This is a genomic window from uncultured Pontibacter sp. (genome assembly GCF_947492645.1).
Lineage (GTDB): Bacteria > Bacteroidota > Bacteroidia > Cytophagales > Hymenobacteraceae > Pontibacter.
Genome location: NZ_CANLMZ010000008.1, coordinates 829,934 through 845,649, shown reverse-complemented (window position 1 = coordinate 845,649; position 15,716 = coordinate 829,934). Strand labels below are relative to the sequence as shown.

Annotated in this window: 11 protein-coding genes; 3 read left to right on the top strand and 8 right to left on the bottom strand. The window is 45.4% G+C overall.

Annotated features, from left to right (window positions below; genetic code table 11):
- Positions 1–342: 342 nt before the first annotated feature.
- Both Q1A23_RS14090 and Q1A23_RS14085 read right to left on the bottom strand, forming a co-directional pair.
- Positions 343–2,034: a response regulator gene (locus Q1A23_RS14090; protein WP_299824368.1), complete on the bottom strand. Its 1,692-nt coding sequence runs from the start codon at positions 2,032–2,034 to the stop codon at positions 343–345.
- A gap of 34 nt (positions 2,035–2,068) precedes the next feature.
- Positions 2,069–4,507 (bottom strand): bifunctional aminotransferase class I/II-fold pyridoxal phosphate-dependent enzyme/GNAT family N-acetyltransferase, encoded by a 2,439-nt coding sequence (locus tag Q1A23_RS14085; RefSeq protein ID WP_299824367.1) that lies wholly within the window; start codon positions 4,505–4,507, stop codon positions 2,069–2,071.
- A 71-nt stretch (positions 4,508–4,578) separates the two neighbouring features.
- Between Q1A23_RS14085 and Q1A23_RS14080 the strand changes: the two genes are divergently transcribed.
- Together Q1A23_RS14080 and Q1A23_RS14075 are read left to right on the top strand one after the other, a co-directional pair.
- Positions 4,579–4,971 carry a hypothetical protein gene (locus Q1A23_RS14080; protein WP_299824365.1) on the top strand — a complete coding sequence of 131 codons (393 nt, stop codon included), beginning with the start codon at positions 4,579–4,581 and terminating at the stop codon, positions 4,969–4,971.
- A 626-nt stretch (positions 4,972–5,597) separates the two neighbouring features.
- On the top strand, positions 5,598–6,020 hold the full coding sequence (locus Q1A23_RS14075; RefSeq protein WP_299824363.1) for a hypothetical protein: 423 nt from the start codon (positions 5,598–5,600) through the stop codon (positions 6,018–6,020).
- Positions 6,021–6,320: 300 nt separating this feature from the next.
- Here Q1A23_RS14075 and Q1A23_RS14070 read toward each other — a convergent pair whose 3' ends face one another.
- The 4 genes from Q1A23_RS14070 to Q1A23_RS14055 all read right to left on the bottom strand — a co-directional run bounded on the left by Q1A23_RS14070 (position 6,321) and on the right by Q1A23_RS14055 (position 13,541).
- The gene (locus Q1A23_RS14070) at positions 6,321–7,598 is read right to left on the bottom strand and encodes an MgtC/SapB family protein (RefSeq protein ID WP_299824361.1); all 1,278 of its coding nucleotides are present in this window, start codon (positions 7,596–7,598) and stop codon (positions 6,321–6,323) included.
- A 98-nt stretch (positions 7,599–7,696) separates the two neighbouring features.
- The gene (locus Q1A23_RS14065; protein ID WP_299824359.1) at positions 7,697–9,034 is read right to left on the bottom strand and encodes a TolC family protein; all 1,338 of its coding nucleotides are present in this window, start codon (positions 9,032–9,034) and stop codon (positions 7,697–7,699) included.
- 60 nt (positions 9,035–9,094) lie between these two features.
- Positions 9,095–12,190: an efflux RND transporter permease subunit gene (locus Q1A23_RS14060; protein WP_299824357.1), complete on the bottom strand. Its 3,096-nt coding sequence runs from the start codon at positions 12,188–12,190 to the stop codon at positions 9,095–9,097.
- Positions 12,191–12,416: 226 nt separating this feature from the next.
- Positions 12,417–13,541, bottom strand: a complete 1,125-nt coding sequence (locus Q1A23_RS14055) for an efflux RND transporter periplasmic adaptor subunit (RefSeq protein ID WP_299824356.1) — start codon at positions 13,539–13,541, stop codon at positions 12,417–12,419.
- Positions 13,542–13,768: 227 nt separating this feature from the next.
- Between Q1A23_RS14055 and Q1A23_RS14050 the strand changes: the two genes are divergently transcribed.
- On the top strand, positions 13,769–14,110 hold the full coding sequence (locus tag Q1A23_RS14050) for an MGMT family protein (protein WP_299824354.1): 342 nt from the start codon (positions 13,769–13,771) through the stop codon (positions 14,108–14,110).
- 115 nt (positions 14,111–14,225) lie between these two features.
- On the opposite strand, the gene Q1A23_RS14045 is transcribed toward Q1A23_RS14050, so the two are convergent.
- The gene (locus Q1A23_RS14045; RefSeq protein WP_299824353.1) at positions 14,226–14,744 is read right to left on the bottom strand and encodes a hypothetical protein; all 519 of its coding nucleotides are present in this window, start codon (positions 14,742–14,744) and stop codon (positions 14,226–14,228) included.
- Between the two features lie 94 nt (positions 14,745–14,838).
- Positions 14,839–15,249, bottom strand: coding sequence for a hypothetical protein (locus Q1A23_RS14040; RefSeq protein WP_299824351.1), 411 nt, complete (start codon positions 15,247–15,249; stop codon positions 14,839–14,841).
- Positions 15,250–15,716 lie beyond the last annotated feature (467 nt).

Here is a 15,716-nt window from a genome sequence, read left to right as displayed (position 1 = left end):
ACGCTGGAGAGCGAGGTGAGGGCAGAAAAAGGCAGGGCCCACCGCAGGACGGAGGTCTACCTGATGCGATAGGGATGATGGTGCCGGCCCAGCCCTGCAGAAGGCGAGGGCCGGGAGCGGGGAGCGCCGCGCTCACCGAAGGACAGACTTATTGGGAAAATTGACGAAGGATCCTGCTTTGACTTCCGCCACGATCCCAACCTCATCTCCGGCATGCAGATGCCACCGATAGGGAGCTAACGAAAACCCATCCAAATGGATACTTAACTGAACGGTTTTCTAAGGGCAGTAACAGGTTGGTCCATTAACATCCTGCATGCATTTAAATAGAGTGCCGTTCAGTTAAACCCATTTCTTCAGCAATGTGACTATGTCTTTATCCGTAAAGGGTTTGCACAGATGATCATTCATGCCTGCTTGCTTGCTTTTGGCAATATCCTCGCTAAAAGCATTGGCTGAAAAGGCAATGATAGGGCTTGTGATGTTTGCTTTTCTGAGTCGGCTCGCAGCCTCCAAACCATCCATGCCGGGCATTTGTACATCCATCAGAATGAGGTTGAAAGCATGTTCTAATGCCAATTTTACTGCATCCAGTCCATTCTCTGCCGTAGTAACAGTCGCCCCATAATTTTCCAGCACATCCTGAATCAGTAAAATATTGATTGGGTTATCATCTACCACCAAAATGTGCGTAGGCTGCTGTAGCTTAAAGGTTATATCGGCAGCGTCATCCTCTGGCAAAAGTGTTTCCTCGCTTAAGTTTTTAAGCGTTACATTAAACCAAAAAGTAGCGCCACTTGCCTCGCCTGCAGGAGGACTGATAATTCCCATCTTACCGTTCATCAGATTAACCAGCTTTTTGCATATGGCCAATCCTAAACCAAACCCACCGTATCTGCGCGACATGGATTGATCGGATTGGGTAAAGGAGTCAAAAATGAGTTCCTGCTTTTCCGGTGGAATACCAATACCTGTATCGCTTACTGAGAACCTCAATTCCACGGGCGTGCCTAACTCATAAGCAGAGAGAAGGGAACAATGAACTTTTATACCTCCTGCCTCGGTGAATTTAATGGAGTTACTGATCAAGTTTACAAGAACTTGGTTCAGGCGCATTGGGTCACCTATTAGTACCTGTGGAATGTCTGCGTCAAACGTATAGGAAAATGTGAGATTTTTACTTTTGGCCACGTGCTTGTATGGCTCCAGGTGTGATGCGATTGTTTCACGAAGATTGAATGGTATTGCCTCAATTGAGATCTTGTCCTGCTCTATCCGGTGCAGGTCAAGAATGTCGTTCAGTAATTTAGTAAGGGCAGAACCAGAGGTTTTAATGAGGTTGACATACTGTTTCTGCACTTCATTTAATGGCGTATCAACCAGCAAATTGGTGAACCCCATTATGCCATTCAGAGGTGTTCGGATCTCGTGGCTCATGCTGGAGAGGAACTCGCTTTTGGCCTCATTTGCAGCTTCTGCTTTTTCTTTTGCCTCTTGCAGTTCCAACTCCTTGCGCTTAAGCTCTGTTATATCCTTCGAGATGATTAAAATGCCGTCTTTCTCCTGTTTGCTGTTTCGGAGATAAGATATGGAGCAGGATGTAGATATCGTGTTAGAGTGGGTTGTACGCAGCAATAACTCCGCGTTAAGTGTTTTACCCTTCTCCTCCAGGTCAGCTAGTCCGATCTCAAGGCTCTCCTTGTTTTTTGCTTCAAACAGTTCAGAAATATGCCTACCCAACAAGTTTGCTTCTTTAAAGCCTGTTGCTTCTTCAAAAGCCGCATTCACCGTCCGGATAGTACGGTCGGTATTCAGCACCAACAGCATGTCGACTACACCTTGGTAAATACTCTGCATGAAGTCTCTTGATACAGTAGAATTTTTAAGCTCCTGCCCAAGCATGCTAACGCCTGCAATAACGGCATCTAACTCGTCACCAGTTTCTGATACATTAAGTTTATAATCGAAATTACCGTTTGCCACCTCTGCAATCAGGGTGATTACTTCTTCAAGTCTGTCTTTTAGAACTTTCACGTACTATTTTTTATACTTTTAAGGATAGATGCGGCTATTCTCTTTCTATTGCAAAAGTAGCTCCCATCATCTCCATGGCAAAATTATCCTTTGCCTGGTAGTAACCTACTTTTGGATAGGGTGTGGCACCTACCTTTTTCTTTTCCATGGTAGCCGAAATACCCATGTTGATTTTGCTGCAGCCCAGCGCGTTGGCCCGTTTTATTACCTGGTAAAGCGTTTGTCTGTAGATGTTGTACTCCAGCAGATAATCGTAATCCATACCTACCAGCATGAAGCTATACACGCCGCTCGCATTCTTGTGACAAAAGGCAACTGCTACGGGTTTTTTATTTATCGTGTATTCTTCTTTGATGTATAGCTCAATAAACTCCCATGCCGCGTTTTCGTTGAGCAATTGGAACAGCTTTTCTGGGAATAGAAAATTGTTGATTGCATGATTGTTGCCCTTTACATTTTTAAATAGGGAGATGGCGTGCTGTAATTCCTCCGTAGACAGGCTGCTTTTTACTGCCACATTATAGTAAGTTTCATAACGCTTTATCTTCTGCACAAAGTTTTCTCTTCCCTTCTTGGAAAGCGTTTTCCTGAATTCTTCTTCGGTAGCCCAATGGAGGTTCTCCACAGTACATGATTCCGGGAGATCCATTTTTACGAAGTCCTGCTCAACCATGAACTCATGCATCTCTGGATCATGAGCCTCCAGGTCTCTAAGCAGAATACTGCTGGCATTTTCTTTTTCCTGCTCTTTATACAACTCCTGCATCAATGCTTTGAGCGCTTCTTTCCAGTACGGGCTTTTCCTATCGAGGTATAAATGATTGCCTTCTGTAAACAAGCTGCCCATAACGATGCCTGTTGTAGTAAGGTAGTAGGGGTTCGTTTCGCGTTCTTTTTCTATGGCTTTGGAAATAGAAGCCTGCGAAAACATGTCTTCTTTCATCAACCCAACCATGGCAAAGGTCATAAGGATGATAACGCCTTGCGAGTCGGTAATAGTATAATACCGAAAGGCCCAATTATTTTCCTTTCCCGGGTTGTCTTTAAAGGACTCCTCCAGGAATCGCATTCCATCCCAGTCAAACATGCCCCTGTGGCCTAAGTACTTGTTCCAAACAGCGGCATTTATGTGGCTCACAGTTGTAAATTGTTTTACTGTGATCTCATTTTGAAGAGCAGTTTGCGGGGTGGCAGGCAATGAGGGCAGCGGCTGCATTTTAAATGCCTTGCGGATGTTCTCGTGTGTCTGATTGGAAGCTTTTAATGCCTCCTCAAAATGCTGCTCTAGCTTGTTTACCAGCACATCAATATCCTCAAATGAATTGCTCAGGGAGATGGTAATCCTCACGCCGATGTTTTTAGCAGGCACCGCCGGAAAAGTGGCCAAGTTCACATAGATACCATCATGGAGCAAAGCCTGCACCAAATGGTTTCCCATATCCATGGTGCCCGTTCCAATGTAGAAGATCGGACTTTCGCATGCATGGACCAGAGGTAAAGCTGTTTGCTGGAGGCGTGTGTTAAAGTAAGCAATTCTTTTCTGCAGTTCTTCCTGATAGCCGTAAATCTCATCACTTAGATGGATTTTAGCGGAAGCAATGGCCGCCCCTAACGTAGCGGGCTCTATCTGTACAGAAAAAGTAAGGGGCCCGCCAAAGTTGTTTACTTTATGGTACCATTCCTCGTTTGGAAACAGCGACAGCCCCCCGCAAGCTCCGAATGCCTTGCCCAGGTTAGCTGTCAGGATCATTTTGTGATACAGGCCTTCCGGCATTTGGCTCATTGCATAACCGGTGCCGTTTTTTCCAGCCCAGCTTGCTCCGTGTGCATCGTCTACGTATAAATGGAGCTGCTCATACTTTTCTGCTAGCGCAATCATCTCTTTCAGCGGGGCAAAATCGCCATACATAGAGTAAACGCTATCGGCCATATACCAAATACGCTCATATTTACTACGCTGCTTTTTAATGCGGTCTTCGAGCATCTCCAAGTTGTTGTGGCGAATCATTTCTACGGTAACGCCCTGGCTCAACAGCTTCTTTACAGCCTCCTGTACACTAGCATGTACCTGATGATCGAGTATCACCAGGTCAGACTGCCGTATAATACTGGGGATAGTCGTAAGGTGGGCAAGCGTACAGTTTTTAGAGATGACAGCCGGCACACCATACAGTTGTTTGATCAGGTCCTCCAGTTCGTTGTACAGGGGGTTAGACACGTAAGTGCGGGACATGGGGAATTGGGTGCCGAAACGCTCAATGGCATCAATCGCACCACGTTTGATAGCAGGGTGATGTTCCAGCGCCAAATAACCACAGGTGCCAAAATGCAAAACTTTTTTGCCGTTTAAGGTCAGGTGCTGTCCGCTTAGCTCCTGATCTTCAGCATGCAGGTGAATAATTCCCTTCTTTTTAGAAACGGAAAGCACGGAGTCTACCGTATCAATAATATTATTGTGTCTTATCTTTGCCACGTTTTTACCTATAATTGCATAACTAAAGAGTAGCAACAAATAAATCACGTTATTTATTTCAAAGTTAACGGATGAATTCCAAAAAAAATCCTAATTCTGTATCAACCACCTACTTAGACTTGTTTGTTGAAAATGGGATTTTGTACTGTATCTATAAAGACATAGAACTAGTAGACCTCGGCATTGCCAAAATTTGCGTGAAGGATCGCTTGGAATTCAGCGCTTATAAAGCATACCCTATTCTGTTTGATATTACTAGAATTAAACAATCGACTAAGGAAGCAAGGGACTACCTGGCCAATGAAGGGAATGATTTAGTTACCGCTAGTGCTATTCTGATCAGTTCGCCCATGCTTAAAATGGCTGCTAACTTTTATATAATGGTTAACAAACCTAAGAACCCCAGCCGCATGTTTACAGACAGGGAAAGTGCGCTGGAGTGGCTATCACAGTTTCAAATTTAATTTGAAGTACTTTCTTTCAAGACCCCACATACTATAATCTGTACAACCAGCCTGCCAAAAATGGCTTTATCAGATTCTCTGTTGCTGCAGCTTGATATCTTGTATTATACCCATAGTCTTGCCTGATTATACGTCCGTTTCTTAGTGCGCTTTCCAGAAATCCTTTTCTAATACGCTATCGCTTCTGGAGAACTTCGGTTATAAAAGTGCTATTACATGGCGTCAACTTCCTGATATTAAAAATATTTAAAATGATGCCTTGCCGGCAGGAGGGTTTTACATGATTCTGATCACCCAAAACCGGTGTTGCCTTAACCATCCATTCCCATGCCATATAGAATGCCATGTTATGGGCCAGTTTACAAGATACTCCTCAATAAAGTATAAAATCAGGCAAGGTATGCTCCTTTATATAGGAGGAGAATGAATCTAGTAGAATACATGTTTATTAGCGGACTATAGTTAAGCTGGTAGGTGCCAATTCTGTTGGCTGCCTCACGCCCTCCTAAATGAACGTCAGGATGATAATGCAGCTACACTAGTAAGTATGTATAGGCATATGTTATGAATATTCGTAAGACCAAGCACAAGGCATTCCGTATATTTACCTAAAATACTTTACGGTCATGATTATCTTTGAAAACAGTATCCTCAGGCTGGACTACGACCCTGCAAACGACATTCTGGTCATTGTCTATCCCGACTTGCATGGTTATCTGCTACCAGAGTTAAAGCGCAGCGTCGATATACTGGCGGAGAAAGTCAGGAACTATGACGTAAAGAAGGTGCTTCTCGATTCAAGTAGGACAGTGGTATCTGTTACACCGGAAGAGAGCAGAGCTGTTTCTATGTACTTAGCAAGCGCTTTGGCACAAACACGCTTGCAGAAATTGGCGCGGGTGGAGTCGCTTGATGCTACTGTGAAGGTTAGAGCTAGTGAAAACCTGCAGCACATCCAACAAACATTAGCACTCCCATACTTGCTGCGCAATTTCAGGCAAAAGGAGGAGGCCTTGACATGGTTACAAAGCGAAACGCCTGCTCTCTAGTGCTACTTTTACAACAACAGCTTTAGCAGGCATCCTACCGGATCTACTACAGGATCTGAAAAGAATAGGATGAGAAAACGGTGGCAGGGAGTTTAAGGGAAGCATGATACTTTCCCGTTTGTATACACAATAACAACACCAATAGGAGTGTGGTGCTGCAAGCCTATACGAGGATCAACGAACGCATGGTGGCTGTAGTATAAACTCAAACTATAAACCGAAAGGAACTAAGGCTACACATCCTCTGAAGTTTCATGAAAATTTATAACTAATGCTGAAGTATAAAGTAACCGGCAAGCTTTAGTTAGCAGAAGGGAACAGAGTAGTCATAGAGAAATCAGAAGGCCATAACCACAGCACCAGCAGCCCACCAACCAGCACAATACCAAATAATACCGCCACTCTTGCAAACACCTGTCGGTTACCTAAAAAGCCAACCAAGGCACCTTTGAAGGTAAGGTTAGATAGCGCTGCCACAAGTATAACTTTCCAGCCGGTTTGTTCTTCCAGGTTTCCTATGTTCATCAAGCGCGAAGTTGATAAGGTTATGGCGTCAACGTCTGTCAGGCCAGATATGATGGCTACGATAAACAGGCCCTTATTACCTAATTGGTCTTTAGCGAAGGCTGTGGCAAGTATAACAATTGCATACACAGCCCCGAATACAAGTGCAGTTTTAAATTGTGCCGGGTTTCCTTGCTCCGGCATTTTATCGTGCTCTTTGTTAGTAAACAAGTAGGTAACCACGCCTACCAACAGCATAAGCACCAGGAGTGCTGCAAGTGGTGGCAAAACAACAGGTATTGTATTAGGTGCCACAACGGCAACTTCTGTTATAATGCGTGCAACCGAAACAATGGTAGCGATAAAAATAACAATAGAAGCCAGGCTAGTGCTTGTGTCGCTGCCTTTGGAGCGGCGCGCGTAGCTTACGGTAGTGGCCGTGCTTGATATTAACCCCCCTAAAACGCCACCCAATATGGTGCCTGCCTTACCCCCAAAAATCTTATAGGCAAAGTAGCCCAGCAAACTAATACCTACAATCAGCACTACCATCAGCCAGATGTTGTGCGGGTTCAGTACTTCGTAAGGGCCGTAGGTTTCGTTTGGCAATACCGGAAGTATAATGAGCAGGAGAACAACGAACTGCATAATCGCTTTCAAATCCTTTTCGCCAATGCGCTCCACAATGCGGTGCAGGGTTTCTTTGAGGTGAAGCAGTACAGCAGTAGTAGCGCCTATGGCAATGGCAACAGTTCCGCTGCCCAACATCAGGTAAGCACCTACGGCAAACATGAGCAGCGCTGCGGCCTCTGTGGTTAATCCGGCATCAAAATCAAGGCTTTTGCTTTTCAGGAAATTAGCGACTGCTACAAGTGCTGCCAGGCTTAGCACTCCTGCGGCAATTATCCAACCGCCAAACTCCAGGGCAAGTAACGCTGTTAAAGAGCCAAAAAGGGTAATAAGCGGAAACGTACGTATACCTGCAAGCTCTGATTTTTCGTGCTGCCGCTGTAAGCCTACAAGTAAACCTAAGCCGAGCGAGGTGGCTAGTTTCTGGAAAAGCTCTGACTCCATTGTTGCTGTTTAGATGCCGGAAGATACACTACCTGAAAGCATAAAAGTATAGCCTTGGCTATACTTTTATGCTTTTACACCTGAATATACAAAAAACTTTATTGCAAGCCAGGCTGAAGAAGGGTGCCGGAGAGGCGTTTAAGTTCTACCTCAGCTGTTTTAGCCTGGTATTTTATATCGATTAAGCGGTTAGAGGCAACCAGTTCGTTACGTTGTGCCTCTCTTAGTTCAATGGCAGTCAGCAAGCCTAGTTTATACCTTTCCAACGCGATCTGGGCATTTTCCTGGGCAAGTTTTACGTTTACCTCTTCCAGTTCCAGCAGCTGAAGCCTGTTAGAGTATTGGCTGTAAGCACGGGCTACATCTGCCTGCAAACGGTTTTCTTCACGCTGATACTCCAGGTTTACAGACTCCAGGTTAATGCGGGCGTTCTGAGCCTGCCGGTTAATGTTAAACCCGTTAAAGATTGGCACACTTAGCGTTAAACCATAATTATAGCCTCTGTTCTGATTAAACCTTGCCTGGAATTCATTTAAAGGCTCTGCTTCGGAGCGGCTAAAATTGTAAGCGCTTGTTACACCAATCACAGGAAAACGGCTGGCACGAATAGCCTTCATATCGAGGCTTGCTAGCTGCCGGTCAAGCTGCAGGCGCTGTAACAAAGGGTTGGCAGCATACAGGTCGTTTGCTGCTGTTCCATAGTTTAGGGTTGGGTCTACAACAATGCTATCGGTAACTACAAAGTTTATGTCGGGGTTTCGGCCTAACAGCTGGTTCAGGTTGATTTTGGCGTTTTGCAGTACTTCCTGCTGCAGTAGCAATTCAGACCTGTCGGCGTTATAATCCACTTGTGCCCGTAGTATTTCCACTTTCGCACTCACGCCAACCTCATACTGTGCCTGCGCAATTTCTACGCGGGCCTCCGAAATGGCAATGGCATCCTGCAGCGCCTGTATCTTGAAAGATTGGCGAGCCACTTCAAAGTAGCTGGCCGTAATATCGGCGAGGGTAGTTTCTACTGTTTGCTTTGTCAAAAGCTCACCTGATTTTTCCAGCGTTTTCAGGCGCTCCAGGTTAATAAACATGCCCAATCCATCAAATATCACCCAATTCAGGTTAACGCCGTAGCCCATATTGTTCGAACTGGCTCCGTCACGTATTCGGTCTGGCCCTGATTGGAACTCCTGCCTCGAATTGTTCTCGCTGAAGGTTCGGGTTGCCCTGCCATCTACTGACGGTAGAAAACCAGCGTTGCCCAATGTAACGTTGTTTTCGTTGATGGCTTCCTGCTTTGTGGCAATCTGTATATCGTAGTTATGTTGTAATCCTAAACGGATGGCTTGCTCCAGCGAAAGCTGTTCCTGGCTAAAGGCTCTATCCGGCATCAGTAGTGCTAATCCGATAAGGAGAAGCGCCGCGGCTCTGTATGAAAACATTTATACTTATTCTATCGCGTTAAAATCCTTTGGCTAAATAATCAAATTAAGTGGCTATGCTTACACATACTCCGGCATCTTCTTCTTTTGCTTTGTCTCCTGCTCTTCTTCATCTGAATCGCTTATGATGTTGGCTTCTGCGGAGGAGAAGTATGAGTAAACAGCAGGGATTACATAAAGTGTAAGTCCGGTTGCAAGTATAAGGCCGCCTACTACCGCAATACCCATTGGCACACGGCTCTCAGCACCAGTACCCAAAGCCAGGGCAATTGGCAATGTGCCTAAAATAGTAGAGAGCGATGTCATCAGGATAGGGCGGAAGCGCGATACAGCTGCATCGGTCGCTGCCTCCATTTTGGAAAGGCCTTCCTCTTTACGCTGGTTGGCAAACTCTACCAGTAGGATACCATTTTTCGTTACCAGACCAACAAGCATAATCATACCAATCTGGCTGAAGATGTTCAATGTCTGGTCGAAGTACCAAAGGCTGAGTAATGCTCCTGAAAGTGCAAGCGGTACTGTAAACATGATGATGACCGGATCTCGGAAACTTTCGAACTGTGCCGAAAGTGCCAGGTATATAAGGCCGAGTGCCAGCAAAAAGGCAAAAAGTAAACTGCCTGAGCTCTCAGAGAAGTCTCTTGACTGCCCGGTTAGCGTTGTCTGAAAAGTCTCGTCCAGTACCTCATCTGCGATAGCATCCATCGCTTCGATACCATCTCCTATAGTTTTACCTTTTGTAAGGGTAGCGCTGAAGGTGGCTGCAGCAAAACGGTTAAAGCGGTATACCTGCGGTGACGCGCTTTCCTCTTTAAGCTCTATTAGGTTATCCAGTTGAATCAGTTCGCCTGTTGAGCTTTTCACGTAAAGGCTGCGAAGGTCTAGTGGTTCACTACGGTTCTCGCGGGCTACCTGACCTAAGATCTGGTATTGCTTTCCTCCTTTTACAAAGTATCCGAAGCGCGAACCACTTAGGCCAAGTTGTATGGTTTGGGCTATATCGCGTACTGTAACGCCGAGGCTTTGCGCTTTTTCACGGTCAATCTCAACACGCAGTTCCGGCTTGTTAAACTTCAGGTTAACGTCCACGAAGTTAAAAGTAGGGTCCTGCTGCGCTTTTTCGAGGAACGGCGGTATTATCTCGCGGAGCTTCTCCATGTTTTGCGACTGCACCACGAACTGAACCGGCTGACCGGCACCACGTCCGCCACCCAAGCCTTTATCGCCTGAGGCAAACGCTCTGGCACCTGGTATTTGACTGATAAGGCCAGGTAGTTTTTCTACAATTTCCTGTTGTTTCTGGCTACGCTCATCCGGCTCAACCAATCGCAAGCGAATAAAGCCTGAATTAGAGTTCCGCGTCATTGAGGTTATACTTGATATTCCCTCAACAGAGTCGTTAACCAGGGCAGTAAGCTCGTTCATGTACTGGTCCATAAACTCAAAGGAAGCGCCTTCTGGGCCGGTAGCGTTTATTCTTAATCCGCTGCGGTCTTCATCCGGGGTTAACTCAGACTGTAGTGAAGTCATCTGCCACCAGATAGCTCCTGCTGCGGCTATGATAAGTATAAAGGCCATCCAGCGCACACGCATAAAGCTTTCCAGGCTGCTGCGGTAACCATCGGTAAGTGCCGTAAAGAATGGCTCTGTTTTGCGGTAAAACCAGTTTGGCCTTTCTCTGTGCTTCAGAATCCGCGACGACATCATTGGAGTAAGCGTCAGGGATACGAAAGATGAAATGATTACAGAACCAGCCACTACAATACCAAATTCACGGAAAAGGCGACCTGTGGTATCTTCGAGGAAGGCAACCGGCATAAACACCGCTGCCAGCGCAACCGTAGTGGAAATAATGGCAAAGTATATTTCTTTTGATCCTTTCTTAGCTGCGTCAATCGGTTTCTCACCGCGTTCTATGCGGGTATAGATGTTCTCCAGCATTACAATGGCATCATCCACCACCAGGCCAATGGCCAGCACGATACCCAGCAGCGTAAGCACGTTGATAGAGAAATCCATGACGTACATAATGAAGAAGGCCCCAATAAGCGAGACAGGAATGGCTACAACCGGTATCAAGGTAGAGCGCCAGTCGCGCAGGAACAGGAAGATGATTACCACCACCAGGCCAAAGGCTACGAAAATAGTTTCCTGCACCTCAGAAATAGAAGCTCTGATGTATTGCGAATTATCAAAGCCAATAGTTAGCTGCAGGTCTTCGGGAATGTCTTTTTTGATATGCTCGAGGCGCCGGTAAAACTCATCGGCAATCTCGATCTGGTTAGAACCAGGCTGCGGCACCAGCACCACGCCAATCATCGGGATGCCGTTGTAGCGCAGCACCGTTTTCTCGTTTTCAGGGGCAAGTTGGGCGTAACCGATATCGCGGAAGCGAATCAGGCGGTCTGCATCCTGGCGCACGATCAGGTTATTAAACTCTTCGGCGGTAGAGATACGGCCCATTGTTCTAACTGAAAGCTCTGTGGTAGCGCCTTCTATACTTCCTGATGGCAGTTCTACGTTCTGGCGAGACAGGGCATTTTGTACTTCGAGGGGTGTTACGCGTAAGGCGGCAAGTCTATCAGGGTCCATCCAAAGACGCATAGAATAGCGTTTATCACCCCAGATCATAATCTCACTCACACCCGGAATGGTTTGCAACTGCTCTTTAAACACGTTCATACCTATATCTGAGAGCTCCAGCAACGAACGGTTTTCGCTACGGATACCCAGAAACAGGATAGGGTTGGCATCAGCGTCGGCTTTCGCTACAGTCGGAGGCTCGGCATCTTCCGGTAGCCTGCGCTGTGCCCTGGCCACGCGGTCGCGCACGTCGTTAGCGGCAGTTTCCAGGTCCACGTCTAGGTTAAACTCTACGGTAATGTTGCTGCTGCCCTCGCTGCTGGTGGAGGTAAGCGTTCTGATGCCGGCAATACCGTTAATAGACTCCTCCAGCGGCTCCGTTATCTCCGACTCTATCGTTTCGGCGTTGGCGCCGGTGTAAGAGGTTCTTACGTTTACGATAGGAGGGTCAACGCTGGGGTACTCGCGCACCCCCAGGTAAGTTATACCTATAAACCCGAATACCATGATCGCGATGCTCATCACGATGGCCAGCACGGGGCGTTTTATACTTATGTTTGATAAACTTGCCATATAGATCTTTGGTAGTATTCAGAGGTGAAAGGCCGCATACTATAAAGCAACCAAAGCCACTTTATGTTTTCTGTGCCGCTTTTTACCTTTAGTTTAAGCGTATCTAAGTTTGTTTTTATACTTGCTCAGGCTTTTCTCCTGCCCCGGGCATGCTTCAGCAGCAGCTGTGGTTGGAGTAATGCCATCAACGGTTCTACGAAAAACACCGGTGCTTTAGCTGTGCAATTTATTCAGCATCAACAGGTTCTTGTGCAGGAGCCTGTAAAGCAGACTCAGCTGACTGCACCTTTCTGATGTTCAGGTTAGAACCATCGCGCACCTGCAGTATGCCAGAGCGGATAATGGTGTCGCCGGGAGCTACGCCCTCCACAATCTGGATCAGCGTTTCTGACCTTTGGCCAATTTTTACCATCTGGGCAACAGCTTTGCCATTTTTAGACAGGAAGATTTTATGCCCGGTTGCCTCTGGTATGATTGCTTCTGTCGGGATAAGTATGGCATCGTCTGAATCTTTAAGCGATAGTGCCACATTTACAAACGAACCCGGTTTTACCTCTTCGCTTTTGTTGTCGAACAGCGCCCGTACTTGTAGGGTGCGTGTAGTTGGGTCTATGCCTGGCTGTACAGCATAAATAGATGCGTTGTATACTTCGGGCCTTCCCTCAACGGTAAAAGTAATTTTGTCGCCTGTTTTAACCTGCTGGCTGTAGCGGCCTGGTATGGCAAAATCTATTTTAACGGGGCTGATATCCACAATGCGGGCAATTGGGGTAGTAGCAGACACATAGCTGCCTTCGCTTACCTGGCGCAAACCAACCACGCCATCAAAAGGGGCTCTTATATACGCTTTTGCCAGCGTTGCTTTTAGGGCTTGTATGTCGGCGGTTGCGGTTGCCAGCTGGTTGCTTACCTGGTCGTACTCCTGTGCGCTGATATACTCTTTCTCCAGGAGGGTACGCTGGCGCTCTTCCATTTCGCGGTACAGTTTCTGGTTAGATTCCAGCTTTTGCAGCTGCGCGCGCATTTCGGCATCGTTTACGGTGAGCAGCAATTGCCCCTTGCGTACATGTGTGCCTTCTTTAAAATTTATACCTGTTATGCGGCCTGCAATTTCGCTTCTTAGCTCTACATCTTCGTTAGGCAATACGGTACCGGTAGTTGTTATTTTATTCTGGAAAGCGGCTGGTGAAACAACGTATACATCTACAGCTACTTTTTGGGCCATAGGGCCGCCTTTACCACCCGCAGCAGCAGAGGCTTGCTCGTCGCCTGCAAATATTTTAGAATAAAGCAGGTAGCCTACAACTACAACAGCTACCAGTATAAGGATGGATTTTACAGGTTTACTCATTTAAATTTAGTCCGGGGTTTATAGGTAAAGCGTTATATTTATGACCCTCCGTCAGAGGGTTTAAAAATGCATCTTGATTTAGACTATGCAAAAGGTAAAACGTTTAAAATTACGCATAAGCAATTTTAAAGAAAAGCAACTGCAGCCGTAATAGACCAACAAGGTGCCTTACACGACGAACGGTTAATTTCTGTGTTTAAACAGCAAGCAAGTATAAATTGTGCCTTATGAGCGAAAATAAGAAGAAAGAAAATTTTTTTCAGGATGTGTATGAAGTGGTAAAGCTAATACCTAAAGGCAGGGTTACCTCTTATGGTGCCATCGCCAGCTACCTGGGGGCAAAAGGCTCGGCACGGATGGTGGGCTGGGCTTTAATTGCCTCGCATCCGCTTACTAAAATACCAGCCCATAGGGTTGTAAACAGAGTGGGTTTACTAACCGGCAGCCAACACTTTGATGCACCCAATGCCATGCAAGAGCGCCTGGAGCAGGACGGCGTAAAAGTAGAGAATAACCAGGTTGTGGATTTTGAGAAGCTGTTTTGGGACCCGGCAAAGGAGTTGATGTAACAGAGAAATTTTATTCTGGTTTTGCACCCTAACGTACTTGTGTATACCTTGTGCGAGGCAATCAGCCGAAGCATAGTGTATAAACCTTGTTGGATACAAGTATTTTTTCTTTTATTCAATATACAAATCCGCCTTTACACCACTTAGTTACTTCACCACCTTTACTTACTTCAATATAGTAATTGTCAAGTCCGTGTGGTACATGAACCATGATAGTAACAATATAGGTACCTTCTTTCAAGATTACTGCTTCTGACACATGCACTTTTGTCGATTGCTTCCATATGCCTGGTTTTGTCTTAAAATTAGGTTTAGGAAACTTGTTGTTATTAACAGAGGGATGAAGCGGTCTATAGTTTTTATTTATACTTACAATGGTCCTAGTACCTATAGAATCCATAGAAGACAAGTCCTTCCAATCTTGTCTAAAGACATTATTCTGGTGGCAGTTTGGTCGGTAAATTGGGTTGTATTCAACTATCTGAGGTTCTACTCTGAACACAGTCTTACTGCCATAAACTGAATCTGAAATCACTTCCTTAAAATAGTCAAAGGCTATTTGCTCATTGAAGACCTGTCCATTTACTGTTGATGGAATCACAAGCAAGAATAATATGTAAAGGATAGGTTTCATTTATGGTTTTACTTACATCCAACGGGCTGGTATAGCAGATGGCAAGGCGTCAGCCGCAGCATGACTGCTATACTTGGTTGGCTTAAGTGGTTCTTTACTCAAACTTCGCTACATCTCCTTGACCCAACCCAATAATTTGTCTTTTACCTATTTCAAGTGACCAGCTTTCAAATCCGCTTGAGTCAGTTAATAACTCGAACTTGTATTCCTGTTCAAACTCAAGATACAAATCTCCTGTTAGCAAGTTTCTATCTATCCTGTGTAGTGCAGTATTGTGTAGAAGCTTCTGAATTTCGGTCTCTAAGTCATAAGGCTTTTCATGCCCGTACTTTTGTCCATGGTCATTGGAAGTATACCTGATTTTACCTCCATGCAAGAATCTCCAAAGGCACTCTGACTGAAGACTTATCTTCTCTTCAAAGTTAAAATTCCATGTGTTGGACTCTTTGAAATAGCTAAATTTTGAAAGCCTTAAGTAACCCCGAAACAGATTCTCTTTTTCCATAATTTACATTAAAGCCAACTACTGTGTAAACGTCATCGTGAGTTTATCTGCATTATGTACGGAGTACTTTTGGCTCCTTTTATACATTGCTTCAATGAGGTAAAGCTTATTCAAGCGGACTTACCCGTTAAAACTATTCTATACAATATAGTTATTTCTATAGATTAGATAGCACGCTTTGCCTTTTTTAGGAACGTTTTGCCATAAAAAGACATTGTGCTTGCTCATACGCTGGCAAAACCATGCTTCCCATTATATAAAGTATAGCTTTAGATCATGCTACTTTGGCTGATTAGCCTCTTTTTTAGAGAAAGCAGCAACAAATCATCGTGTTTAGCCGCGGTACAAGCGTGTATTGCGCGGGTAAAAGCAGGAGCAACGTATAGCTGTAGGTATTGTTAATGCTTTAGAACTAATCAGGGTCAAGTATAAAACAGCCAATTTGCCGGGAATGTACTGTAGCAGGT

Coding starts and splice junctions, on each gene's coding strand:
- Q1A23_RS14040 (WP_299824351.1), bottom strand. CDS start 15,249: ATGGAAAAAGAGAATCTGTTTCGGGGTTACTTAAGGCTTTCAAAATTT.
- Q1A23_RS14060 (WP_299824357.1), bottom strand. CDS start 12,190: ATGGCAAGTTTATCAAACATAAGTATAAAACGCCCCGTGCTGGCCATC.
- Q1A23_RS14065 (WP_299824359.1), bottom strand. CDS start 9,034: ATGTTTTCATACAGAGCCGCGGCGCTTCTCCTTATCGGATTAGCACTA.
- Q1A23_RS14045 (WP_299824353.1), bottom strand. CDS start 14,744: ATGAAACCTATCCTTTACATATTATTCTTGCTTGTGATTCCATCAACA.
- Q1A23_RS14070 (WP_299824361.1), bottom strand. CDS start 7,598: ATGGAGTCAGAGCTTTTCCAGAAACTAGCCACCTCGCTCGGCTTAGGT.
- Q1A23_RS14055 (WP_299824356.1), bottom strand. CDS start 13,541: ATGAGTAAACCTGTAAAATCCATCCTTATACTGGTAGCTGTTGTAGTT.
- Q1A23_RS14075 (WP_299824363.1), top strand. CDS start 5,598: ATGATTATCTTTGAAAACAGTATCCTCAGGCTGGACTACGACCCTGCA.
- Q1A23_RS14050 (WP_299824354.1), top strand. CDS start 13,769: ATGAGCGAAAATAAGAAGAAAGAAAATTTTTTTCAGGATGTGTATGAA.
- Q1A23_RS14080 (WP_299824365.1), top strand. CDS start 4,579: ATGAATTCCAAAAAAAATCCTAATTCTGTATCAACCACCTACTTAGAC.